Origin of the sequence: Burkholderia theae, assembly GCF_048565265.1 — a bacterium.
GTDB lineage: Bacteria > Pseudomonadota > Gammaproteobacteria > Burkholderiales > Burkholderiaceae > Burkholderia > Burkholderia theae.
The window spans coordinates 1,925,482-1,949,932 of record NZ_CP183461.1 but is presented as its reverse complement, the minus strand read 5'-3'; the positions used below and the strand labels follow the sequence as shown (position 1 = coordinate 1,949,932).

At 68.6% G+C, this 24,451-nt stretch carries 21 protein-coding genes and 2 riboswitches; of the genes, 6 read left to right on the top strand and 15 right to left on the bottom strand.

Features of this window, described 5'->3' with window-relative positions; translation table 11 throughout:
* Positions 1-6 precede the first annotated feature (6 nt).
* The gene (locus ACN22W_RS09085; protein WP_419683662.1) at positions 7-1,209 is read right to left on the bottom strand and encodes an MFS transporter; all 1,203 of its coding nucleotides are present in this window, start codon (positions 1,207-1,209) and stop codon (positions 7-9) included.
* Between the two features lie 94 nt (positions 1,210-1,303).
* On the opposite strand from ACN22W_RS09085, the gene ACN22W_RS09080 reads away from it, so the two are divergent.
* A complete protein-coding gene (locus tag ACN22W_RS09080) occupies positions 1,304-2,206 on the top strand; it encodes a LysR substrate-binding domain-containing protein (RefSeq protein WP_048243686.1) in 903 nt (300 codons plus the stop codon).
* A gap of 194 nt (positions 2,207-2,400) precedes the next feature.
* On the opposite strand, the gene ACN22W_RS09075 is transcribed toward ACN22W_RS09080, so the two are convergent.
* A complete protein-coding gene (locus ACN22W_RS09075; protein ID WP_419683660.1) occupies positions 2,401-4,656 on the bottom strand; it encodes an Ig domain-containing protein in 2,256 nt (751 codons plus the stop codon).
* Positions 4,657-5,158: 502 nt separating this feature from the next.
* Positions 5,159-5,482 (bottom strand): H-type lectin domain-containing protein, encoded by a 324-nt coding sequence (locus ACN22W_RS09070; protein WP_164992013.1) that lies wholly within the window; start codon positions 5,480-5,482, stop codon positions 5,159-5,161.
* Between the two features lie 390 nt (positions 5,483-5,872).
* Between ACN22W_RS09070 and ACN22W_RS09065 the strand changes: the two genes are divergently transcribed.
* The gene (locus tag ACN22W_RS09065) at positions 5,873-7,228 is read left to right on the top strand and encodes a chitinase (protein WP_419683658.1); all 1,356 of its coding nucleotides are present in this window, start codon (positions 5,873-5,875) and stop codon (positions 7,226-7,228) included.
* Positions 7,229-7,311: 83 nt separating this feature from the next.
* On the opposite strand, the gene ACN22W_RS09060 is transcribed toward ACN22W_RS09065, so the two are convergent.
* The 4 genes from ACN22W_RS09060 to ACN22W_RS09045 all read right to left on the bottom strand — a co-directional run bounded on the left by ACN22W_RS09060 (position 7,312) and on the right by ACN22W_RS09045 (position 11,890).
* A complete protein-coding gene (locus tag ACN22W_RS09060) occupies positions 7,312-8,055 on the bottom strand; it encodes an IclR family transcriptional regulator (protein ID WP_111017087.1) in 744 nt (247 codons plus the stop codon).
* 52 nt (positions 8,056-8,107) lie between these two features.
* On the bottom strand, positions 8,108-9,274 hold the full coding sequence (locus tag ACN22W_RS09055; RefSeq protein ID WP_343491365.1) for an acyl-CoA dehydrogenase family protein: 1,167 nt from the start codon (positions 9,272-9,274) through the stop codon (positions 8,108-8,110).
* 37 nt (positions 9,275-9,311) lie between these two features.
* Positions 9,312-10,613, bottom strand: coding sequence for a CitMHS family transporter (locus tag ACN22W_RS09050; protein ID WP_419683655.1), 1,302 nt, complete (start codon positions 10,611-10,613; stop codon positions 9,312-9,314).
* 116 nt (positions 10,614-10,729) lie between these two features.
* Complete coding sequence (locus tag ACN22W_RS09045; RefSeq protein ID WP_419683653.1) at positions 10,730-11,890, bottom strand: CaiB/BaiF CoA transferase family protein; 1,161 nt, start codon at positions 11,888-11,890, stop codon at positions 10,730-10,732.
* Between the two features lie 276 nt (positions 11,891-12,166).
* On the opposite strand from ACN22W_RS09045, the gene ACN22W_RS09040 reads away from it, so the two are divergent.
* Together ACN22W_RS09040 and ACN22W_RS09035 are read left to right on the top strand one after the other, a co-directional pair.
* The gene (locus ACN22W_RS09040) at positions 12,167-12,388 is read left to right on the top strand and encodes a hypothetical protein (protein ID WP_419683651.1); all 222 of its coding nucleotides are present in this window, start codon (positions 12,167-12,169) and stop codon (positions 12,386-12,388) included.
* A gap of 150 nt (positions 12,389-12,538) precedes the next feature.
* The gene (locus ACN22W_RS09035) at positions 12,539-12,961 is read left to right on the top strand and encodes an NUDIX hydrolase (RefSeq protein WP_193098347.1); all 423 of its coding nucleotides are present in this window, start codon (positions 12,539-12,541) and stop codon (positions 12,959-12,961) included.
* 21 nt (positions 12,962-12,982) lie between these two features.
* Here the strand turns inward: ACN22W_RS09035 and ACN22W_RS09030 are convergent, their stop codons facing one another.
* The 8 genes from ACN22W_RS09030 to ACN22W_RS08995 all read right to left on the bottom strand — a co-directional run bounded on the left by ACN22W_RS09030 (position 12,983) and on the right by ACN22W_RS08995 (position 22,323).
* The gene (locus ACN22W_RS09030) at positions 12,983-13,309 is read right to left on the bottom strand and encodes a low molecular weight protein tyrosine phosphatase family protein (RefSeq protein ID WP_419683648.1); all 327 of its coding nucleotides are present in this window, start codon (positions 13,307-13,309) and stop codon (positions 12,983-12,985) included.
* A gap of 25 nt (positions 13,310-13,334) precedes the next feature.
* Positions 13,335-13,907: a DUF1993 domain-containing protein gene (locus ACN22W_RS09025; protein ID WP_129514552.1), complete on the bottom strand. Its 573-nt coding sequence runs from the start codon at positions 13,905-13,907 to the stop codon at positions 13,335-13,337.
* Between the two features lie 172 nt (positions 13,908-14,079).
* Complete coding sequence (locus tag ACN22W_RS09020; RefSeq protein WP_193098345.1) at positions 14,080-14,532, bottom strand: YaiI/YqxD family protein; 453 nt, start codon at positions 14,530-14,532, stop codon at positions 14,080-14,082.
* Between the two features lie 61 nt (positions 14,533-14,593).
* Positions 14,594-15,202 (bottom strand): vWA domain-containing protein, encoded by a 609-nt coding sequence (locus tag ACN22W_RS09015; protein WP_343491371.1) that lies wholly within the window; start codon positions 15,200-15,202, stop codon positions 14,594-14,596.
* 68 nt (positions 15,203-15,270) lie between these two features.
* Positions 15,271-16,347, bottom strand: coding sequence for an ATP-binding protein (locus ACN22W_RS09010; protein ID WP_419683645.1), 1,077 nt, complete (start codon positions 16,345-16,347; stop codon positions 15,271-15,273).
* Positions 16,344-20,153 (bottom strand): cobaltochelatase subunit CobN, encoded by a 3,810-nt coding sequence (cobN, locus tag ACN22W_RS09005; RefSeq protein ID WP_419683643.1) that lies wholly within the window; start codon positions 20,151-20,153, stop codon positions 16,344-16,346. Before cobN ends, ACN22W_RS09010 begins: the two co-directional genes overlap by 4 nt.
* A 6-nt stretch (positions 20,154-20,159) precedes the next feature.
* Positions 20,160-21,239 carry a cobalamin biosynthesis protein CobW gene (cobW, locus tag ACN22W_RS09000; RefSeq protein ID WP_419683641.1) on the bottom strand — a complete coding sequence of 360 codons (1,080 nt, stop codon included), beginning with the start codon at positions 21,237-21,239 and terminating at the stop codon, positions 20,160-20,162.
* 25 nt (positions 21,240-21,264) lie between these two features.
* Complete coding sequence (locus tag ACN22W_RS08995; RefSeq protein ID WP_419683639.1) at positions 21,265-22,323, bottom strand: HoxN/HupN/NixA family nickel/cobalt transporter; 1,059 nt, start codon at positions 22,321-22,323, stop codon at positions 21,265-21,267.
* A gap of 187 nt (positions 22,324-22,510) precedes the next feature.
* Positions 22,511-22,776: riboswitch (cobalamin riboswitch) on the bottom strand.
* A gap of 114 nt (positions 22,777-22,890) precedes the next feature.
* Positions 22,891-23,127: riboswitch (cobalamin riboswitch) on the top strand.
* Between the two features lie 109 nt (positions 23,128-23,236).
* On the opposite strand from ACN22W_RS08995, the gene cobA reads away from it, so the two are divergent.
* Entirely contained in the window at positions 23,237-24,046 is an 810-nt protein-coding gene (cobA, locus tag ACN22W_RS08990) for a uroporphyrinogen-III C-methyltransferase (RefSeq protein ID WP_419683637.1), read from the top strand.
* Complete coding sequence (locus ACN22W_RS08985; RefSeq protein WP_419683635.1) at positions 24,043-24,420, top strand: cobalamin biosynthesis protein; 378 nt, start codon at positions 24,043-24,045, stop codon at positions 24,418-24,420. Before cobA ends, ACN22W_RS08985 begins: the two co-directional genes overlap by 4 nt.
* The last annotated feature ends 31 nt before the right edge of the window (positions 24,421-24,451 follow it).

The window sequence follows — 24,451 nt, the reverse complement described above, 5'->3', positions numbered from 1 at the left end:
ACCGGGCTAGCGTGTGAACCCGGCACCGCGCGCGTCGGCATGCGCCGTGCCGGCCGCGCTGCCGGTTCGCCAGAAGCGGTACACGAGCACGCCGACGATGGTCTGCGCCACGACCACGAACGCGACGCAGCCGGCCCATCCCCACCGATGCCAGCCGGGTACCGGCAGGATCGAGCCGAGACTGCCGCCGAAGTAATAGCAGGACAGGTAGATGCCGATCGCCGTCGAGCGCGCCGACGCTGCCGCCTGCGAGATGAACGTGTTGGCCGACGCCTGTTCGACGAACACGGCGGTCGAGCTGAGCGCGAGGCCGGCCAGGATCACCGGCACGCTGTCGGACAGCGTCAACAGCGCCCCGCCGATCGCGAGCGCGGCCGCGGCGAGCCCCGGCGCGCGCGGGCCGCGATGCCGCGCGACGCGCCCCGCGAGCGGCGTCACCACCACCGCCACCAGAAACACCGCATAGATCGCGCCGATCTCGACCGTGCCGAAGCCAAACGGCGCGCGCGCAAGCCGCAGGCCGACGAACGTGAACGTCGCGACCTGCGACGCGAGCACGCACGCGCCAATCGCGAACGACGCGAGCAGCGGGCCGCGCGTGACGACTCGCCACGACGGCCCCGCATCCGCATCGTGGCCGGAACGCGGCGCGATCGCGCGGGACGCCGGCAGGCTCGCATAGATCGCCACACCCGTCACGAGACACAGCGCGGCGACGACGTCGAGCGCGTGCCGCCAGCCCCACATCGACGTCAGCAGGTTGGTCGCGAAGCGGCCCGCGAAACCGCCGAGCGTCGTGCCGGCGACGAACAGCGCGCCGATCTCGGCCGACGTGCCGCGATCGAAACGTTCGCCGATAGTCGCGATCGACAGCGCAAAGACGAACGGCATGATCAGGCCGGCGGCAAAGCGCGCGCCGAGAAACGACGTGAAACTCACCGCATGCGCGGACCACACGACCGGCAGCGCGACGGCCACCGCCGCGCACGCGATCGCGATGCGCCGCTCGATGCGTGCGGCCAGCACGCCGACGAACGGCGCGATAATGGCGACGGCCGTCGTGGTCGCGCTCACGCCCTGCCCCGCGCGCTCCGCGCTGACGCCGAAGGTCGCCGCGAGTTCGTGCAGGATGCCCTGCGTCGAATAGAGATTGAGAAACGCGGCGAAGCCGCAAAGAAAGAACGCGATGCGCGTGGTCCGGTCGTTCATCGGGGATGCCTGATCGTCGATGTCGACAGTCTGACGAGCGCGCCGCATGCACGCCAATACCGTTTTCACCGCCATTGATACCGGAACGACAACAATGCTCGACCTGCGCCGCCTCCGTTATTTCGTGGTCGTCGCCGACGAACTGCACTTCGGCCGCGCGGCATTGCGCCTGCGCGTCGCGCAACCGCCGCTGACGCGCCATATCGCCGCGCTGGAAAGCGAACTCGGCGTTCGGCTGTTCGAGCGGTCGACACGCGCGGTGCGGTTGACGCCCGAAGGCGCGCTGTTCCTCGAGCATGCGCGTAACGTCGTCAGCGCGGCCGCCGAGGCCGAGGCGAGCGCGCGCAAGATGGCGCAAGGCATCGCCGGGCGCCTCGTGATCGGTTATGCGAGCTCGATTCCGATGTCCGACACGTTCCCGGACGTCATCCGCGTCGCGAGCCGGACGATGCCCGACGTCGAGCTCGCGTTCCGCGAAGCGGCGACCGCCAGCCAGCGCCAGCAGATCGCGGACGGCACGATGGACATCGGCTTCGGCTGGGCGTGGGACGGCGCGCCCGGTGTGCCGGTTGCGTCGCTCGTCGTGTCGCGCGAACCGCTCGTCGCGGCCGTGCCGGCCGGGAATCCGCTCGCGGGCCGCGCGAGCGTCGACGTCGCGGCGCTTGCAAACGAAACCTTCGTGACCTTTCCGCCCGGTTACGGTTCGGCGTTGACCGCGGCGCTGGACGACCTGTGCGCGCAGGCCGGATTCGCACCGCGCATCGGCGCGACCGCTGCGCAGATCACGACGCTCGTGTCGCTGGTGGCCGCCGAACGCGGCATCGCGATCGTGCCGGGCTTCACGGCGACGCTGCAGCGTCCGGGCGTCGTGTACGTGCCGCTCGCCGGCACGCGTGCGGTCGAGCAGATCGTGTCGTGGAGCGAGCCGTTTTCGTCGGCGTGCGTCGAACGCTTCGTCGCGCTCGCGCGCTCGCTTGTGCAACCCGCATCGGCATGATGCGGGTCAAACGACCCGGATCGCTCTTTCCCCGTGGTTCCGGTGTCCTGGCCGCGCAACCCCCTCTTCCACACCGATCACGTTAGCCAAAACGGGGGATCGCCCTCACCGAATGCCGCAGGTATCGCCGGATTGACGCGCGTCCCGAATGCCGGCGCAGTCGCCCGCGAATTCGATGAGGGCTGCTCGATACTTCAGTTCACCACGATGGTGTAAACCGCACGCGCGTCAGCCAGTCCCCCGTCGTTCGTGGCCGTGACGCCAAACGTGTAACTCCCGGTCCTCCCGGGCGTACCAACGATCCCGCCAGTATCCTGATTGAACTGGAGGCCTGGGGGCAATCCCCCGCTGGTCACCGTGAAACGGACGGTCGCAGGCGTATTCGACGTGATTTTCGCTGCGTAGAGCGTGCCTCGAGCGGCGGCTGGCAAGACTGCGGGGCCCAGTTGCGGTGTCGGCACCGATACGGTCTGCGGATTGCCGATCGGGATGCCTCCGGAACTTACCGGCCGCAACGACCAACTTTGGCCGGGGGTAATGGTCTCCAGGGTCCAGCAGGTAGTCTGGTCGCGAAGCGCGGCCCTTTGCTTTTCGGTGAACGCGCCGAGATTCCTGGCTGTTTCCCACTGCTTGATCTTGTCGAGAATCTTCGGCGCCGAGGGCAAGGTTGCCACCCAGCCCCGGAAGCCTATGCCGGCGTTGAGCGCCGCGCCGCGTGCGAGCCTGGTTTCGATCTGGGTCAACGAGAGGTCTGTGATATCGAACCATCCAAGCATGCCCGGCAGGTAGTTGGCCTGGTAGAAGACGTTGTTGCGGTACAGCTGATCCATATCCACGTTGGTCCAGTTCGCCCGGGTCAGCATATCCCACGCATTCGAGGTCATCCGGCTTGTCTCGCTGATGTATCCATCGTGCCCGGTCTGGGCAGCGTAGGTGCCGTTTATCAACCGGGCAATGCCGAAGCTGCCCCAGCCGGTATCACTGGCGGATTCCACCCCGTCGAAGGAGTGGTACCGGATGCCGACGTTGTTCCTGATGGTCCCCAGCCGGGTGGCGATCTCGTCGATGATGCCGAGGCCGCCGATGGCCCCGTTATACGAATTCACGATCACACTCGCAACGGGCGTGCCGCGCGCGGCCGGGGCGGGGATGGAGTCCCACTGGCCTCGGGTCAGCCCACTGACTTTCCATTCACTGCCGCTCCTTTGGGCATCTTTGTACGAGATGAACTCGTCGCCGATACGTAGCATCTTCACTTTGATCCCGTCCGGCATCGGCACGAATCCACTCAAGTAGAGCATCGCGTTCGTCATGTTCAACGACCGGGACAAGGTGGCTTGGCAACCCAAGGCCAAACGAGGGTCCGCGGGCGGTGAAACGTAGCGATCGATGGAGGTGGGCTGGCCGACGCTGATGAAGTCCGACATGGTATGAACGCCGACGCGGACACCGTGCTCCTTGGCAGTTTTCACCAGCTTTTCAGCCCCGTTGTCGCTGCCGCCGAAGGTGGAGTCGAACTGATAATGCCCGGTGGATTTCCAGGGGCCGCGATAGTTCTCTGGCGAGTAGATGTAGTTGATTCCCGCGCTGTGGGCGAGGCGGGCAGCCTTGTCGACATTGCCGGTGTCGAGATCGTTCACCACGAAAGACGACTGGCCGCTGGCCTGCGCCACTTTCTGCCACTGGCCATTCTGGGTCGGATACGGGAGATTTTCACCCGAAGCAATGAACGACAACAGGGTCGTCACGAGCTCCGGTGCGCTGCCGTATAGCGCAATCTTCGATCCGATTACCGAGCCTGCGCGGTCGAGTGGGCCGAGCGGGATCGGATAGCCATCGGGGTTGAGCCGATCGCGCCGGCGCGTGTAGTCGTACGTAAAGGCTCGCAGCACGGCCCCCCATGACGTCTTTGCCGCCACGCTCCACGGTTCCATCGACGCCACGTACAGATTGTACGGATTGGAGATAATGTCGTTTCCCCAGCCGTATTGCGGATATTCCTTGGGCCACGCGCCTTCGGTGCGGTCGTTGAGCGGCTTGAGGCCGATGGCGAATTCGTTGTCTCGTACCACGCCCGCGGCTTCGCCGACGGTCTGGTTGATCGCGACAGGCAATGGCCCCCACAGCAGCGCCTGAACGTCGTAATCGCGGTCGGTCTTCACGCGGGTGACTTCAAAGGTGGCATAGCCGTTCTTCTGCAGGACGCGGACATCGACCTCGAATGCGATGCCGGTGTCATTCGCGAAGGACAGCGTGTTGTAAGCGGCGGACCACCGGACGCTGGCGGGCAACACCAGTATTCCGTTGATCACGAGTCTGACGAGCAGGACGAACTTCCCGGGCGAGATGTAGTTGCGGCCGCTGCGGGAATCGATGAGTTCGACGATGGCGCCGGTGGAGTCCAGGCCCAGCGTCAAGTAGCCAGCCGGAATGTGTAGAGTGCTTGTCATTTTTCGACCTTCCTGACGAGAATGGGGGGCGCGAGCGGCGCAGATGCACCAGTGCACCCTTCCCTCGCGTGCCGTGAGCCAATATTCAGAACACCGAATCGATGCTCGTGACGTACATGCAGCGGTGGTCGGCGGATACCCCGGACATGGGACATGGCCGATCGGGCCGACGGATTCGAGCGCTCCCGCCTGCCGTCGACGGCGGCCATCTTTCATCGAAAGGCAACCGTGCCGGCTTTCGAAGCGCGATCCTTTACGGCATCGGGATCGCGGGATCTGCGTCGTGAGCCTTGCGTCCGACAACGCACCACGACCGCCTCAACAGCCCTCGCCGACGCAAGCAACCTGCGCGGAGCATGCGGCGCAACAAGCGACGCCGATGGCGGCCAGCCGCAGCGAATGGCTGCGACTGGCCAGCCGCCGAACTGCCTGGTCAAACTTCCGGCGGTGGAGCCGGCGCAGTTAGAAAAGAGGCAGCGACCGCATTATTCCGGTTCGATTTTTATTGGCTCGGCACTTCGGCGATATACGAAACGTAGAGGTTTTGCCCCCAATCGCTGCCCGAGTAATTGGGAAACACCTTATCTTCGCGGGTGATGTTGACGTTGAATCCGGTCGTCGTGACTTGGGTCACCGTCACCGAGAACGTGTCCGGATAATTGGTTGAGTCGTTGGGGTCCTGGAGGGCCGTCACGACAACAATGGGCGCGGTCGAAAACGTGCCCGGGAACGTGATTTGCGCATTGAAAGGCGGGTTGATCCAGGAATTCTGGTCGCCGCCTGGAACGCTTCCGACTGCCTGCTTTGCTACGATTCTTTCCAGCATTTTGAGCTCCTTATGGATAAGACGACATTGCATCGTGGGTGAGCCGCGCGCGAAAGCACTCCGCTCGAAGGCAAAGTTATGCCGTGCGCAAGGCGAAAGCGATTACACGTGATTACACGATTGAAGCGGCTGTCAGGGCGTGCCGAGCGTGACGTTTTTATTTCGAAACCGGTGGTAAGTTTTTCTTGATCGATGCCCGGCGCATTACAGAACAGTGTCGAATCGGCAAGATCGTTACGTATCGGGAATCAAATAACAAAAAGAACACCTAACCATTCACTATTCGGCGCGAATCCTCCAAGATGGGCACGCCGCCGCCCGGGCATGCCCGGTCGCCCGTCCGGCGGTGATACGCGGGCCAGCGTATCCCTCTTCCACTTGGAGAACCCAATGAACAACAATGTGTTGCCGCGTTTCATCCCGCGCGCGCTTGCCGCGGGTTGTCTGCTCGCAGCCGCGAGCGCGTCCCAGGGTGCCGGCGTCTATGCGCCTTTCGTCGACGTCACGCTCTATCCGACGCCGCTCGTCGACCAGATCGGCGTCCAGCAAGGCATCCAGCAGTTCACGCTCGCGTTCGTGGTCGCGGGCAACGGCTGCGCGCCGTCGTGGGGCGGCGTGCAGCCGATCGGCAACGGCGCGAGCGGCGGCCTGCTCACCGCGCTGTCGACGTCGCTCGCGAGCTATCGCGCGAAAGGCGGCGAAGTCGCCGTATCGTTCGGCGGCGCGAACGGCACGCCGCTGATGCAGGCGTGCTCGACGGTCCCCGCGCTGAAGACGGCGTACCAGACCGTGATCGACACGTATGGCCTCACGCATATCGACTTCGACATCGAGGGCGCGTCGCAGCAGGACACTGCGTCGGTCGCACGCAACTTCCAGGCCGTCGCGCAACTGCAGTCCGACTATGCAGCCAAGGGCAAGCCGCTGCACGTCACGCTGACGCTGCCGACGATGCCGACCGGGCTCACGCAGGACGGTGTAAACGTCGTCAACGCGGCGATCGCGAACAACACGTCGTTCGACGCCGTCAACCTGATGACGATGGACTACGGCCCCGCGAACATCGACATGGGCGCGGCCGCGATCAGCGCCGCGCAAGCGCTGTACGCGCAGCTCGACACCGCGTTCAAGTCGGTCGGCCAGACGAAGACCAGCGCGCAGCTCTGGCAGATGGTCGGCGTCACGCCGATGATCGGCGTGAACGACGTGCAGGGCGAGACCTTCACGCTCGCGAACGCGCAAAGCGTGCTGAACGCGGCAGTCAACAACGGTTACGGGTTCTTCGGCAACTGGTCGGTCGGCCGCGACCAGCCGTGCCCGAGCAACGGCGCGTATGCGTCGCCGACCTGCTCGGGCGTCGCGCAGCAGCCGTACGCGTTCGCGACGATCTTCAAGGCACTCGACGGCAAGTGGGGCGCGGGCGTCACGCAGGACCCGAACTACGGCGGCGGCTCGAACGGCGGCACGCCGCAGCCGGGCGCGCCCTGGGCGGCCGGCCAGGTCTATACGGCCGGCGCGACGGTCACCTACCAGGGCACGACGTATCAGGCGCAATGGTGGACGCAGGGCGACGTGCCCGGCCAGGCCGCCGTGTGGAAGCCGGTCGGCGGCGGCTCGCCCGTGTGGTCGGCCACGACCGCCTACCAGGGTGGCACGTGCGTGATGTACCAGGGCGCGAAGTACTGCGCGAAATGGTGGACGCAGGGCGACAACCCGAGTGCGGGCGGCGTGTGGGTGAAGTCGTGATGGTGTGACGCGCGGCGGGCCGGTTCCGGCGCGGCGGGATCGCGCGCCGGCGAACGGCCCGCCCCTAGTGGTGGCGTACTGCCCTACCCGCGTGCGTGCTCGGCCAGCAGTCGCGCCTTCGCGTCGACGAGCAGCGCCGCATGCGTGTCGCGATGCTGGCGGATCCGCTCGGTCGGCCCGACGACCGACAGCCCGTACCAGTCGCCGTCGAGCGTCAGCGCGACCGCGATCGCCGACAGCTCGGGCGCGCTCTCGCCGAAGTTCTCGGCCCAGCCGAGTTCGCGAAACCGCGCGGTCTGCGCGACGAGCGCCGGCAGGTCGGCCACCGTCGCGTCGGTGAAGCGTTCGAACGGCAGCTGCACGCCGAGTGCCTGCTGCGCATCGCCGGCGAGTTCCGCGAAGATCGCCTTGCCGATCGAGTTCGCGTGCAGCGGGCGCAGTTCACCTGGCTGGCGCGTATAGCGGATCGCCTGCTCCGATTCGACGACGTCGAGGTACGTGACCGACAGGCCCTGGATCTTGCCGAGCACGGCCGTCTCGCGGCTCGCGTCGCGCAGCGCGACGAGATGCGGATGGACGATGTCGACGACGGGATCGGTCGCGTCGATCGCGGCGGCGATCGTCTGCAATCGGCGCGTCGGGTAGTAGCCGCCGCGCTTGCGCACTTCGTACAGGTAACCGCGGCTCACGAGCGTGCGCGCCATCGCGAGGCAACTCGACGCCGGCACATTGAGCAGGCGCGCGAGTTCGGTGAGCGGCAGCGGCCGCCGTTCGGCGGCGAACAGCTCGAACAGGTCGAGCGTGCGGGCAACGAGTTTGACGTCCATGACGAGCGCTTGATTCGAAACGGGAAACCGCGCGCCGGCGGGCTGCCGCGCGTCAGTACGACTTCGGCAGCCCGAGCACCTTCTCCGCGATGTAGCACAGGATCAGTTGCGGGCTCACGGGCGCGAGCCTCGGAATCATACACTCGCGCAGGTAGCGCTCGACATGGTATTCCTTCGCGTAGCCCATCCCGCCGTGCGTCGCGATCGCCGTCTGGCACGCGTGGAACGCGGCTTCCGCGCCGAGGTATTTCGCCGCGTTCGCCTCCGCGCCGCACGGCTGCCCCGCGTCGTAGCGCGTCGCGGCCTTCATCACCATCAGCCACGCGGCCTCGAGCTGCATCCACGCCAGCGCGAGCGGATGCTGGATCGACTGGTTCTGCCCGATCGGCCGGCCGAACACGACGCGCTCGCACGCATACTGCGTCGCGCGGCGCAGCGCGGCCTGCCCGAGGCCGATCGCCTCGGCGGCGATCAGGATCCGTTCAGGATTCAGCCCGTGCAGCAGGTACCGGAAGCCGTCGCCTTCGTTGCCGATCAGGTCGTCGCGCGACACGCGCAGGTTGTCGATGAACAGCATGTTCGAATCGACGGCCTTGCGGCCCATCTTCTCGATCTCGCGCACCTCGACGCGCGCGCGGTCGAGGTCGGTATAGAACAGGCTCAGCCCGTCGGTCGGTTTCGCGACCTGGTCGAGCGGCGTCGTGCGCGCGATGATCAGCATCTTGTTCGCGACCTGCGCGGTCGAGATCCAGATCTTGCGCCCGCTCAGCACATAGTGGTCGCCGTCGCGGCGCGCCTGCGTGGTCAGGTGCGTGGTGTCGAGGCCCGCGTCGGGTTCCGTCACCGCGAAGCAGGCCTTGTCGCGCCCGGCGATCAGCGGCGGCAGGAAGCGCGCCTTCTGCGCGTCGTTGCCGAACACCTGCACCGGGTTCAGCCCGAAGATGTTCATGTGGACGGCCGACGCGCCGGACAGGCCGGCGCCCGAAGCGCTGATCGTGCGCATCATCAGTGCGGCCTCGGTCATCCCGAGCCCGGCGCCGCCGTGGGCCGGGTCCATCGCGATGCCGAGCCAGCCGGCCTCGGCGAGCGCCGCGTGGAAATCGGCCGGAAACCCGCCCGCGCGATCGCGTTCGAGCCAGTAGTCGTCGCCGAAGCGCGCGCAGATTTTCTCGATCGCGCTTTCGATCGCGCGCTGGTCGTCGGTCAGGTCGAACTGCATGGACTGCTCTCCCGGAAAAGATGAACGGATGCGCCGCTCATAGCGGAAACACGCCCGTCGCGACCGCGGCGAAGACCATCAGCACGGTGGCGGCGAACAGGAACGGAATCGTGAATTTCTGGTGCTCGGCCAGTTCGACGCCGGTCAGGCCGACGATCAGGAACGTCGCGGGCGTGAGCGGGCTCACCGGGAAACCCGTCGTCATCTGGCCGAGCAGCGCGGCCTGCGCCATCTGGATCGGCGGCACGCCGAGCAGCTTGCCGCTCTCCGCGAGCACCGGCAGCACGCCGAAGTAGAACGAATCGGGATCGAACAGCAGGCTGAGCGGCATCGACAGCAGCCCGAGCACGAACGGCATGTGGCGCGCATGCTCGACCGGCACGTGCGCGACGACGACCTCCGCCATCGCCTTCAGCATCCCGGTGCCGGACATGATGCCGGTGAACGCGCCGGCCGCGAGCAGCACGCTCGCCATCATCAGCGCGGCCTTCGCATGCGCGTCGATCCGCTCGCGCTGGGCCTGCACGTCCGGGTAGTTGATCACCAGCGCGGCGACCGTGCCGAGCATGAACATCACCATCGGGTCGACGATGCCCGACACCAGCGTGACGAGCACGACGAGCGTCAGCGCGAGGTTGATCCGGAAGCGGTCCGGCCGGCGCAACGCGCGTTCGGCGTCGGTCAGCTCGCGCTGCGCGACCGCGAGCGACGCCGCGCCGGCGCGATCGAGCCCGAGCCGCTTCGCCTCGCGCGCACCGAGCACGTACGCGGTGCCGAATACGAACACGAGCCCGACGATCTGCACCGGGATCATCGGCATGAAGATCGCCGAGCCGGGAATATGCAACGCCGCTGACGCGCGCAGCATCGGCCCGACCCACGGCAGGAAATTGACGCCGGCCGCCATCGACGCGACGCACGCGAGGATGCGGCGATCCATCCCGAGCCGCGTATAGAGCGGCATCATCGCGGGCAGCGTGACGAGAAACGTGACGGCGCCCGAGCCGTCGAGATGGATCAGCAGCGCGAGCAGCGCCGAGCCCATCACGATGCGCGGCGGATGGCAGCCGATCACGCGCAGCACGCCCGCGATGATCGGGTCGAGCATCCCCGCATCAGTAAGGATTCCGAAAAATAGAATCGCAAAAACAAACATCCCGGCAATCGGGCCGATGTTCTGTACGCCGTGCACGATGAACTTGCCGGTCGTGAGCCCGAACCCGGCCGCGAGCGACGCGGCCACCGGCACGACGATCAGCGCGACCAGCGGCGACAGCCGCTTCGTGATGATCAGGCCGAACAGCGCGACGATGGCGATCGCGCCGATCCATGCGAGCATGATGCGTCTCCTCTGCAGCCGGTGCGCGCCTCGGTGCGCGGGCCGGCGTGATATCCGAATGGGGGCGTCCGGCTCGCGCGTCGGGTGGCCGCGATGCCGGGATGCCGCGTTGCCGGTCAGTCCCGGCGGGGCGCGCCGTGCTCGTCGTCGGCAAACACCTGCGCCGCGTGTTCGTTCAGCGCGGGCGGCGGCCGCCGGTATGTGGCCGGCGTGCGGCCGAGCTTGATCGGCGACGCGATGCCACGATGCCGGCCCAGCTCGACCTTCATCTCCCGATGCGCGACGTGCGGATGGTCGAGCGCCGCGTCGAGCCCGAGCACGGGCGCGCACGGCACGCCGCGACGCATCAGCTGCTCGGCGAGCGCCGCGCCGTCGTGTCCGGCCAGCGCCGTTTCGAGCAGCGCGCGCAGCGCGGCGCGGTTCGCGCTGCGCGCGCGGTTGTCCGCGAACCGCGGATCGCCGGGCCAGTCGCGCGTACCGAGCACGTCGCACAGCGCCGCGAACTGCCCGTTGTTGCCGACCGCCAGGAAGATGTCGACGGTGGCGGTCGGAAAGCTGTCGTACGGCGTGATGTTCGGGTGCGCGTTGCCGGTGCGCACGGGCGCGTTGCCCGAATGGAAGAAGTTCGGCGTATGCGGATGCAGGATCGACAGCGCGCAGTCGAACAGCGTCGATTCGACGAACTGGCCGCGGCCGCTCGCGTCGCGCTCGCGCAGCGCCATCAGCACGCCGAGCGCCGCGTTCAGCCCCGTGACGAGGTCCACGATCGGCACGCCGACGCGCAGCGGCGCGCCGCCTGCTTCGCCGTTCACGCTCATCAGCCCCGCGAGCGCCTGCACGGCCGCGTCGTAGCCGGGCAGCCCGCCGAGCGGGCCGTCCGCGCCGAAGCCCGACACGCGGCAATAGACGAGGCGCGGAAACCGCGCATGCAGCGCGTCGAAACCGAGCCCCCAGCGCTCCATCGTGCCGATCTTGAAGTTCTCGACGACCGCGTCCGCGTGTTCGAGCAGGCCGAGCAGCCGCTCGCGATCGTCCGGTTTCGTCAGGTCGAGCGCGATGCCGAGCTTGTTGCGGTTCACGCCGAGGAAATACGACGCGGTGTCGCCGTCGAACGGCGGGCCCCACGTGCGCGTCTCGTCGCCCGTCGGCGGTTCGACCTTGATCACCTCCGCGCCATGGTCGGCGAGGATCTGCGTCGCGTACGGGCCGCCCAGCACCCGCGACAGATCGATGATGCGCAATCCCGCCAGCGCGCCCTGCTGCTCGTGTTCCGCCATGCGTCTCGCTCCTGCTTCCGGTTGATCGGACTGCCGGTTCCGGTGGTTCGGCGCCTGCGGCGCACCCTTCCGGATTCGTCGAATAATTCTTGTGTGTGAATTTATATTCACACTCGAGAATTATATTGTCAAGCCCGGATCCACCCGGCTGCCGCATGGAGAACGCCGCCGCGCGCAAGTGGGGACGACACCGAACCCGGGCCGGTTGCGGTGCCGCCCCGCCCTTCGTTAAGCTGACGAAATACGGTCATCTCGAAAAAATAAGGCGGACTATTCATGAAACGGTTGCTGCTGACGGCCTTCGTGCTGACGTCGACGCTGGGCGTCGCACACGCGCAGACCCAGACTTTCCAATTCGGCGAAGGACAGACGCAGATGCCCGGCGCGGCGCCTGCAAGCCGGCACGCGCCGGCGCCCCATCACCGGCGCGCCGTTCACAAGAGCCGCCATCCGCGCCACGTGAAGCCAACGCGCAGCGGGATCTATACGCACGCGTGACGCGGCGTCGATCGCGCGACGCCGTGCACGGAACTGTCACGAACGGCCGGTAAGATCGGCGCGGCTGCCTGCATGCCGTCGCGGCCCGCTGCCGGATCACGAACCGCCGACGCGCATTTTCTCCACGATTCAGCACCTGTTTTGCCGAACATGAGTACCGGGCCGGATACCCTCGCCGTCATCAAGGAACGCGCCACGATCGTGTGCCGCCAGCGCAGCAGCGTGCTGCTGGTCGCCCGCACCGCGTCGCGCTGGTCGCTGCCGGGCGGTACGATCCGGCGCGGCGAGACGCCGCTCGAGGCCGCGCAGCGGGAGCTTGCCGAGGAAACGCGGCTGGAGGGGCTCGTGCTCGACTACGCGGTTCAATTCGGCGGGCTGACGAAGCTGCATCACGTGTTCGTGGCCGAGGTGCCGGCGCACCTGACCCCGCACGCAAGCAACGAGATCGCCCGCTGCAAGTGGTTCACCGTCGACCGGCTCGAAACGCTGCGCGCGAGCGTGCCGACGCGCAAGATCATCGAGTTGCTGCGCCTCGACTGTTTTTCGGCGATTCTGAACGGCCCGCGGCGCTGACGCCGATGTCGCCTGCGCCGCTCACGCGCGCAGGAACGGGCCGGCCTTGCGTTCGAGCAGCGTGATGAGTTTGGGCTGCATGAACGCGTACCGGTCGGGGATGTCGAGGCAGACGATCTGCTTGTGCTTCAGGTAAGCGCCGAATAACGCCGACAGCCTGGTGCGGTGCGCACGCTCCATCACGAAGACGATGTCGGCCCAGTCGAGCTGGTCGGCGGACAGGCGCATGTCCGCATCGGGCGCGAGGCCCGCGGAGTCGGTTTCGATGCCCGGCCACGCGGCAAACACCGCTTCGGCCGTCGGGCTGCGCAGCCGGTTGCGGCTGCAGATGAACAGCGCCCGCGTCATGCCGCTTCTCCGCCCACTGGCCCGCTTAACCCTGAGGAATCGTGCCGGGCCGAACGTAGGCGAGCATGTGCGGCACGTAGTCGGCCTTGCCGAGCTCGACGCCGTGATGGCGCAGGATCGCGTACGCGGCGATCGCGTGGAAGTAGAACTGCGGCAGCGCCCAGTCGCGCGCGTACTGCTCGCCCGTCATGTCGAACGCGATCCCGTTCGGCAATTCGAGCGCGATTGGCAGCGCGGCGCCGCCGTCGAGCGCATCCGGCGCGAGTTCGCCGAGAAACGCAAGCGTGCCGGCGAGGATGCCCTGCGCGTCGCTCAGCGAGCCGGGCTGCGCATCCGCGTTCCATCCGGCTTCGCGCAATGCCAGCAGCGCCGCCGGCAACGGCTCGCCGCGCAGCCGGTAAACCGGCTCCATCGACTGGAAGCACGAGAAGCGCACCTGTGCGGCGAGCGGATACATGTCGGCCGCCAGCTTCAGCGTCATCACTGCGTCGAGCTCGCCGCCTGCGGCCTGCCGGTGCGCGACAGCCTTGTCGAGCCACGCGGACTGCGCGCGCAGCATCTGGGTAAATGTGGGAACGAGAAGTTGGGTCGGTGACACGTGTGCGCTCCTGTGTAGTGATTCGCGTCACGATATCAGCGTCGGCGCAAAACTGCATCCCGACCGCGGTGATGCACACGATCCGATGCGGATCCGGCGCGTTGTCGCGTGGCGCGTGCGAGCGTGTCCGCTTGCCGGACGATCGACGGCGCCTGACCGCCGACATGCAGCATCAAGGCTTGCCGTGGCGGGCCAGGAACCGGTCGAGTTGCGACGCAAACGTCTTGCCGTCGCGCGCGCTGAATGGCGCCGGCCCGCCCGTGTCGATGCCCGCGCTGCGCAACTGATCCATCATCGCGCGCGTCGACAGGCGCTCCTCGATGTTCTCGCGGCTGAACCAGTTGCCGCGCGGGTCGAGCGCATGCGCGCCCTTGTCGAGCACGGCAGCGGCCAGCGGGATGTCGGCGGTGATCACGAGATCGCCGGCCTCGGCCATCTCGACGATGCGCGCATCGGCCACGTCGAAGCCGGCCGGCACCTGCACCGCCTTGATGAACGGCGACGGCGGCGTGCGCAGAAACTGGTTCGCGACCAGCGTCACGCAGATTTCGGCACGACGCGCGGCGCGAAACAGCATGTCCTTGATGACGGCGGGACACGCGTCGGCATCGACCAATACTTGCATGGCGGTTGTTTCCAGTGGGCAGCAGCAGAAGCGGCGATCATAGCGCACCGCCGGCCGGCAATCAGCCGATCGGGTCCGTGCAAAGCGCATCGGCCGTCACCCACTGCGCGCCCCATGCAGCGGCGAGCCGCGCGCCCTGCCCGATCCGCACGGCCGCATCGTCGAAGTCGACGAACACGACGTGATCGGCCGCCGCGGGTTTCGCCGGCGTCTCGCGCGTGCGCCCGTCGGACAACACCCACAGCCAGCGCTGCTTGTCGGGCTCGCGCCGTGCATCGTGCGCGAGCAGGTGCGCGGCGGCCGCGATGCCGTCCGCGAGCGGCGTGCCGCCGCCGCCGTCGACCGGTTCGAGCCAGCGCGCGTTCCACCAGCGCGGCACGGCCGGGCCGAAGCGCCGCGCGGCGCCGTTGCCGCCGAAGCAGATCAGCGCGGTTTCGACGCGGTCGCGCGCGGCGCGATCGAAATACGCGACGATCAGCCCCTTCGCCAGCGCGAGCCGGTCGTGCGACAGCATCGACGCCGAACAGTCGAGCACGAAGCAATGCAGCGCATCCGGTGCGCCGGTTCGCTTCCGGAAGCGCAGATGGCCGTGATGCAACGGATCGCCGCGCTTCGCGGCGAACGTCGCCGGCCACGCGACGGCCGTGCCGGCGCGCGCCGTACCCGGCACGCGCGCGGCTGCGCCTTGCTGCCATCGAGGACCGCGAATGGCGTTCGCGGCGGCGCCGGCTCGATGGCTCAGTGTTTTTTTAGCGGCAGCGGCACCACGCTTTTCACGTCGCGCAGCCCGGCCGGCTCGGGCCGCAGGTAGCCCCAGTCGCCCTGCGCGACGGCGGTGTCGTTCCCGGTTGTGCCCGGTTGATCTTCCGGCTGATGGCGTGCCTCCGGCGGCGAACGATCGTCGCGTGCGCGGTCCGGCTGCGACGCGCCGGACGACGGCGGCGTACCGGCATGGCGCCGGTGCCGCAGCACGGCTTCGGCCACGCGCGTCACGTGCGACACCGTCACCGCATCGGCCTGCTCCAGCGCGGCGAGTGCGCGCGCGGCGCGCAGCATCACGAGATCGGCACGCAACCCGTCGACGGCTGCGTCGATGCACAGCGCGCTGACATGCGCATGCACCGCATCGCCGAGATCGAGCATCGGCAGCCGCGCACGCGCCGCGTGAATCCGGTCGCCGAGTTCGCGCTGCGCGGCTGCATGGCGTGCGCGGAACGCGTCCGGATCGAGATCGAATGCCAGCCGCGCCTTCACGATCCGCTCGCGCTGCGCGGCATCGAAACAGTTCTCCAGCTCGACCATCAGCCCGAAACGGTCGAGCAGTTGCGGACGCAATTCGCCTTCTTCGGGATTCATCGTGCCGATCAGCACGAAGCGCGCGTCATGCGCGTGCGACACGCCATCGCGCTCGACGAGATTCACGCCGCTCGCGGCCACGTCGAGCAGCGTATCGACGAGCCCGTCGGCGAGCAGGTTCACTTCGTCGACATACAGCACGCCGAGGTGCGCCCGCGCAAGCAGGCCCGGCCGGAAGCGCACGCCGTTTTCGGCCAGCGCATGCGCGAGATCGAGCGTGCCGGTGACCTGTTCGTCGCTCGCCGACAGCGGCAGCGTGACGAACTGCCCTTCGGGCAGCAGCTCCGCGAGGCCGCGCGCGGCGGTCGATTTCGCGGTGCCGCGCGGCCCGCTCACCAGCACGCCGCCGAGCGACGGGTCGATCGCGGCGAGCAGCAGCGCCTGCTGCAATGCATCCTGCGCGACGAGCGCCGCAAACGGAAAGACCGCGCGGGCGCGGTGCAGTGTCGGATCGGTCATCGCCGTCCCCCTTCCTGGAGTTGTTCGCTTTCGAGCCAGACCGCTTCGATCCGCTCGCGATAGTCGCCCGGCTGCTGCCACAAGCCGCGCTGCATCGCCTCGACGAAGCGTTCGCAGATGCCGTGCAGCGCCTTCGGATTGTGCCGTTCGAGGAACGCGCGCGTGTCGTCGTCGAACAGGTACGCGTCGGCGACGAGCGCGTACTGGTGGTCGGACAGCACGCGCGCGGTCGCGTCATAGCCGTACAGGTAGTCGACGGTCGCGGCCAGTTCGGCCGCGCCCTTGTAGCCGTGGCGCTTCACGCCGTCGAGCCATTTCGGGTTGACGACGCGCGAGCGGATCACGCGCGCGATCTCCTCGCGCAGCGTGCGCATCTTCGGCGCGACCGGGTTCGCATGGTCGCCGTGGTAGATGCTTGGCTGCTGCCCGGACAGGTGCCGCACGGCCGCCGTCATCCCGCCCTGGAACTGGTAGTAGTCGTTCGAATCGAGGATGTCGTGCTCGCGGCTGTCCTGGTTCTGCACGACGACGTCGATCGTCGCCAGCCGCTCGCCGAACACGTCGGGCGCGGCATCGCCCGCGCTGTTCTGCGCATACGCATGGCCGCCCCACTGGCGGTAGGCGTCGGCGAGATCGGCGTCGGTCTGCCAGCGGCGCTGGTCGATCAGGTCCTGCAGGCCCGCGCCGTAGCTGCCCGGCCGCGCGCCGAACACGCGCCAGCCGGCGCGGCGGCGCGCTTCGTCGGGCGACACGCCTTGCGCGACCCATTTCGCGCGTTCGCGCTCGATGCGCGCGCGGATCGGGTTCAGTTCCTCCGGCTCGTCGAGGGCGGCGACGGCCTGCACCGCCGCATCGAACAGATGCATCAGGTTCGGGAACGCATCGCGGAAGAAACCGGATACGCGCAGCGTCACGTCGATGCGCGGCCGGTCGAAGATCTCGATCGGCAGGATCTCGAAGTCGGTCACGCGATGGCTGCCGTGCGCCCATTTCGGCCGCACGCCGAGCAGCGCGAACGCTTGCGCGATATCGTCGCCGCCCGTGCGCATCGTCGCCGTGCCCCACACGGACAGGCCGATCGCGCGCGGATAGTCGCCGTGATCCTGCAGATGGCGCTCGATCAGTTGCTGCGCGGATTTCAGGCCGAGCGACCACGCGGCCTGCGTCGGCACCGCGCGCGTGTCGACCGAGTAGAAGTTGCGGCCGGTCGGCAGCACGTCGGGGCGGCCGCGCGACGGCGAGCCGCTCGGCCCCGGCGGCACGAAGCGGCCGTCGAGCCCGCGCAGCAGCTGGCGCATTTCCTCGCCGCCGCATGCGTCGAGCGCGGGTATCAGCGTCGAGCGCACACGCTCGATCACCGCGAGCGTGTGCGGCCATGCGCCGGGCGGTGTCGCGTCGGTGCTGGCGTTGCCGCCTGCGGCTGCGCACAGCCCGTCCAGCCACTGCTGCGCGAGCCGTTCGAGCCGCTCGCGCGTATCGCCCGCATGGCGCCACGGCGATGCGTCGAGCGCCTGCAGGATCGTCGGCCGCGGGCCAGCCCACGGTGCGGCCCAGTCGGCCGACAGCGGATCGAAGTCGTCGCCGAGCGCGAGATCGCGCGCGAGCGCGCCGATCAGCCCCGCACGCACGCCCTTGCCGTCGCCAATTGGAAAACGCGCGAGCGCGAGCAGCGTGTCGCGCCGCTGCCGGTCGGCCGGCGATACGCCGAACACGTGCAGCCCGTCGCGAATCTGCGCTTCCTTCAACTCGCACAGCCAGGCGTCGACGCGCGTCAGCAGCGCATCCTCGTCGCCGGTGTCGCGCGGCGGCGATACGCTCAGCTCGTCGTGCAGCCGGTGCTCGGCGATCGTCGCGAGGATCGTCTTGCGTAGCAGCTTCGCGCGCCGCGCATCGACCATCAGCGCCTCGTAGTATTCGTCGACCTGCCGTTCGAGATCCTGCAGCGGGCCGTAGTTTTCCGCGCGCGTGAGCGGCGGCATCAGGTGATCGATGATCACGGCCTGTGCGCGCCGCTTCGCCTGGCTGCCCTCGCCCGGATCGTTGACGATGAACGGATACAGGTGCGGCAGCGGCCCGAGCGTCAGGTCGGGCCAGCACGCGTCGGACAGCGCGACGCTCTTGCCCGGCAGCCATTCGAGGTTGCCGTGCTTGCCGAGGTGGATGACCGCGTCGATGCGATATGCATCGCGCAGCCAGAAATAGAACGCGAGATACGCGTGCGGCGGCACCAGATCCGCGTCGTGGTAGCTCGCGTAGTCGTTTTCGCCGCGCGAGCGCGACGGCTGGATGCCGACGAACACGTTGCCCGCGCGCCAGCCGGCGATCGTGAAACGCCCTTGCCGCAGCGTCGGGTCGGTTTCGGGCGGCCCCCAGCGCGCGTTCAGCGCGTCGCGCACGGCCGCCGGCAGCCGCGCGAAATGCGCGGCGTAATCGGCCAGTGCAAAACTCTGGAACGCCGGGCGCAATGCATGCACGGCCGCGTCGTTGGTCACGCCTTCGGTGAGCCGCGCGATCAGCGCGTCGCCGTCGGGCGGCAGGTCGGCCACCGCGTAGCCCGCGTCGCGCAGCGCAGCGAGCACGCGCAACGCGGATGCCGGCGTGTCGAGCCCGACGCCGTTGCCGATCCGCCCTTCGCTTTGCGGATAGTTCGCGAGAATCAGCGCGACGCGCTTGCTCGCGTTGTCCAGCGTGCGCAGCCGGCACCAGCCGCGCGCCAGCGCCGCGACGAACGCGATCCGTTCGGCGTCCGGCTGGTAGCGCACGACGTCGACCTCGGTGTGCGGGCAGCGATACGCGAGCCCCTTGAAGCTCACCGCGCGCGTGACGATGCGCCCGTCGACCTCGGGCAGCGCGATGTGCATCGCGATGTCGCGCGCGTGCAGGCCCTGGTTGTCGGCCACCCATGCGTCGCGATTGCCGCCGGACAGGATCACCTGCAGCACCGGCGCGTCGCCGGCGAGCACTTCCGGCTCGGCCGCATCGATCGCGCCGGCCGCGAACGCGGTCGTGTTCAGCACGAGCGCGACGTCGTGCGTGTCGCACAGCTGCGTGATGACCTCGCGGCTCACCGCGTCCTTGAGCGACGTCACCGCGATCGGCAGCGGATTCAGCCCTTCCCGCGCGAGCGCGTCGGCCAGCGCGTCGAACACGGCGGTGTTCGCGGCCTGCCAGTGCGCGCGATAGAACAGGATCGCGACGACCGGCGCGCCGGGCGTCCAGCGCGGCCGCCAGTCGTCGATGCTCGCGCGGTCGCGCGCCGGGTGATACAGCGCGGCGGCCGGCAGCGGGCGCGGCAACTCGGGTTCGTCGCCGAAGCCGAGCGTGTGGAACGCGATGCTGCGCAGCAGCGCGTCGGCGTTGTGCACGCCACCCTCGCGCAGGTAGCGCCACCACAGCCGGCACAGGTCGGGCGCGACCGTGCTCTTCGCAACGAGGTTCGGGTCTTCCTGCAGGTCGCCCGAGAACATCGCGAGCTGCTGCCCGCGCTTCGACGCGAGCGACACGGCCTGCTCGATCCCGTACGGCCAGTACGCTTCGCCGCCGAGATGATCGATCACGACCGCCTTCGCGTGGCGCAGCACGTCGTCGACATAGAAATCGACCGACGCCGGCTGCCGCAGGAACGTGACGTTCGCGAGCCGCACGCTCGGAAAGCCGGCCGGCAGCTGCGGCACGACGCTCGCGAGCAGCGACAGCGTCGTGTCGGCCGAGCTCAGGATCACGATGTCGGCCGGTTGCTGGTCGATCCGGACGACGCCCTGCGTATCGTCGACGAAGCCGCCCGGCGTGGTGCGCAGCAGATGCATCGTGCGTTACGCCTGTTGCGGTTCGGCCGCGCACGCGGCGTCGAACGCGCGCTGCAGTGCGGCCGCGTCGAGATCCTCGCCGATCAGCACGAAGCGGCTCGCGCGCGTTTCGCCGTCCTGCCAGCGACGGTCGAAATAGCTGTCGAAGCGGCGGCCGACGCCCTGGATCACGAGCCGCATCGGCGCGCCGGGCAGCGCGGCGAAACCCTTCGCGCGATAGATCGTGTGCGTCTCGACCACGCGCTGCAGTGCGGCGATCGTCGCTTCGCGCGTGCCCGCGTCGCCCGATACGACGACCGAGTCGAAATCGTCGTGGTGGTGATCGTGATCTCCGTCGTCGGCCGAGCCGTGATGGTCGTGACGCAGGTGGATCGTGTCTTCCGATGCCGATTCGAGCCCGAGCAGCATCGCGAGGTCGAGCTCGCCGCGCGTCGCGCGCACGATCTTCACCTGCGGCGGAATCTCGTCGCGGATCGCGGTTTCGATCTGCGCGAACTGCGCGTCGCCGACGAGATCGGCCTTGTTCACGATCACGAGATCGGCGGACGACAGCTGATCGGCGAACAGCTCGTGCAGCGGCGATTCGTGGTCGAGGTTCGGGTCCGCACGGCGTTGCGCGTCGACGGCCTGCGGGTTTTCCGCGAACTGGCCGCTCGCGGCGGCCGGCCCGTCGACGACCGTCACGACCGCGTCGACCGTGAAGCTGTTGCGGATCGTCGGCCAGTTGAACGCCTGCACGAGCGGCTTCGGCAGCGCGAGGCCCGACGTCTCGATCAGCACGTGGTCGATGTCCGCGCGCCGCTCGACGAGCGCTTCCATCACCGGATAGAACTCTTCCTGCACGGTGCAGCACAGGCAGCCGTTTGCGAGTTCGTAAAGCTGGCCGGACGTTTCGTCCTGCGTGTCGTCGCAGCCGATGCCGCAACCCTTGAGGATTTCGCCGTCGATGCCGAGTTCACCGAATTCGTTGACGATCACCGCGATGCGGCGGCCTTCGGCGTGCTGCAGGATGTGGCGCATCAGCGTCGTCTTGCCGCTGCCGAGAAAGCCCGTGACGATCGTGACGGGAAGCTTGCGTAGGGTCATGGTGGGTCCTGGGTCGAATGGGGGTTCAGGCAGAGATCGTCACATCGATCTCGTCGTAGCGTTTGATGCGATAGATCGCGGCGGACACGAGCCAGCTCGCGAGGAACAGCCCGATCACGACGTAGCCGAGCATCCCGAAATGCGCGGCCGCCGTCGTCGCGAAGTCCCACACGGTGCCCTGCAGCGACAGCTTGCCGGCGAGCAGCGCCAGCACCTCGATGCCGCCGATCAGCGCCGCGACCAGCACCGAGACGAACGTGATCGTCATGTTGTAGTAGATCTTGCGGATCGGCCGCACGTACGCCCAGCGGTACGCACCCATCATCAGGATGCCGTCGGTCGTGTCGACGAGCGTCATGCCGGCCGTAAACAGCGCGGGCAGCACCATCACCGACCAGAACGACAGGCCGCCCTGCACCTGCGTGGCCGAGATGCCGAACAGCGCGATCTCGGTCGCGGTGTCGAAGCCGATGCCGAACATGAAGCCGACCGGATACAGGTGCCAGCTGCGCGACACGATCCGGAACAGCGGGCGGAAGATGCGCGCGAGCACGCCGCGCTGGTTCATCAGCAGGTCGAGATCCGCCTCGACGAGCGGCTCGCCGCGCTTCACCGCGCGAAACGTGCGATACACGGAAACCAGGATCATCAGGTTCGCGGCCGCGAGCAGCAGCAGGAAGAACGCGGATACGCAGGTACCGATCGTGCCGCCCAGCTCGCGCATGCCGTCGAAGCGCGACAGCGACGCGGCGGTTGCCGCGACCACGGCCGACATCACGATCACGACCGTCGAGTGGCCGAGCGAGAAGAACAGGCCCGCGCCGAGCGGGCTGCGGCCCTCCTGCATCAGCTTGCGCGTCACGTTGTCGATCGCCGCGATGTGGTCGGCGTCGACCGCGTGGCGCAGCCCGAACACGTACGCGAGCAGCGCGGTGCCGAGCAGCACGGGCTGGCCGTGGAAGGCGATGAATGCCCAGACCCACGCGCCGACGTTGAAGGCGATCAGCAGTGCGTAGATCGCGACAATCTTGCCGCGCAGCCCGGATGAACTGTCGTTGAACAGGCGAAACAGCGAATCGAGCATGACGCTCCTTTGCGAACGGTCGACATGAAGCATGCCAACACGGCCGTCGCTGCGCGGCCCCGTGCGGCCCCGCCCTCCATCGGGCCGGATCATGCGCGCTCGCGCGGGCGGCCGGACGACGGGAATCGGGAAACGCTCGGGTGTCGGGCACGCTGCGGCCGTGGACGATGCGCCGCCTCCCCGCGGCGCTGAACCCCAACGTTTAGGCCGGTATCCGGGCTGGCGAACACGCCGCTTCGCCTTCCCGGATGCGCAAGGCATCCAGTGGCGGTCGTCCGCATGCGCGCGGCATGCGGCGAAGCGGCGTTGCATCGTGGCGGGCACGATGCGTTCGCTTACCGTTGCGGGGGCAGCACAGGTTGGCTCGACTGCGACGCAGGCAGGCTCCCTGTTTCCCGTTTAACTGCGCGCGCCGGAGCGGCGCGCGCGAGCACCAAAACGCGTGCGAGTGTAGGCGTCGGGGGCGGGAGCGTCAAGGCGACGCGGGCCGCCGGGCCGGGTTTCGCACGGCCCGCGCGCCGCGCCGGAGGCCGTGCGCGGCGGGTTCGCGCGGGCGGACCGCTGTGCTATCGTAGCGCCGCGTTCGGTGCTCGCACGCGCATTCCGCGCATGCAGTTAAACGGGAAACAGGAGGCGGACGACCGCCCGGCCTGTGCTGTCCCCGCAACGGTACGCCGCCCGCGCGACGCGCTTCCCCGCGCACGCGCCCATGCCGCCCACGATGCCACTGCCCTTCACCGGGCGGGAAGGCCGCGGCCTGGCAAGCGGCCAGCCCGGATACCGGCCGACGCAAGGGGCGAGCCCGACGCTCGCCGAACGCCCGATCCGCGGGGGACGGATGGGGTGCGCATTCCACCCGCGTTCGCGCGGGCTTCGCCCGATCCGTCATGTCTTGCCTGTTTGCCGGCCGCCGATGTGCCGCCCGCCTTCCCCTTTCCACTGTTTCGACACGGTGCGCGCCGTGCCGCGCGCGATGAGCCGCGCGTGGCTCATCGGCGCCGGCCCCGGCGATGCCGACCTGCTGACGCTCAAGGCCGTGCGTGCGATCGGCGCGGCGGACGTGCTGCTCGTCGACGATCTCGTGAACCCCGACGTGCTGCGCCATGCGCGCGCCGACGCGCACATCGAGCACGTCGGCAAGCGCGGCGGCCATGCGTCCACGCCGCAGGAGGCGATCGTCGCGGCGATGCTCGCGCACCTGCGCGCGGGCCGCAGCGTCGCGCGGCTCAAGGGTGGCGATCCGTTCGTGTTCGGTCGCGGCGGCGAGGAACTGGCCGCGCTCGGCGCGGCGGGTTTTCCGGTCGAGGTCGTGAACGGCATCACTGCGGGCATCGCCGCACCGGCCGCACTGGGCATTCCGGTCACGCAGCGCGGCGACGCGCAGGGCGTGATCTTCGTCACGGGCCACGGCGCGGGCGCCGACGAACCCGACTGGCGCGCGCTCGCGGCGACGCGCATGACGATCGTGATCTACATGGGCATCCGCCGGCTCGATACGATTGCCGCGGCGCTGCGCGACGGCGGCCTGCCCGGCGATACGCCGTGCGCGGCGATCGAGAATGCGACGCGTCCCGGGCAGCGGCACGTGCTCGCGACGCTCGACACCCTTGTCGAACAGGTCGGCGCGACCGGCATCGGTTCGCCAGCGATTGTCGTGATCGGCCGCGTCGCGGCGCTCGCTGACGATCCGGCGGTGCGTGCGGCGCTCGGCGGCGGTGCATGATGCGCGTCGCGCTCGGCGTCGGTTTTCGCGCGGGCACGACGGCCGCGCAACTCGACGCCGCGATCCGCGCGGCGCTGGCGCTTTACCCGGACGCCGAACCGGCGGTCGTCGCGACGCTTGCCGACAAGGCGCACGCCCGTGCGCTGCGCACGCTGTGCGCGCGCCGCGGCTGGGCGCTCGTCGGGTTCGACGCGGCGCGGCTCGCGAGCCGTCCCGAACTGGCCGCGAGCGGCCCGTCGGATGCCGCGCTCGCGCGCTTCGGCGTCGCGGGCGTGGCCGAGCCGTGCGCGCAGCTCGCGGCGCCGCATGGCCGGCTGCTCGGCCCCAAATCCATCCGGGACGGCGTGACGGTCGCGCTCGCCGGCCCGCTCTGAACCCTTTGTTTCGCTTTCGACAGGACGATTC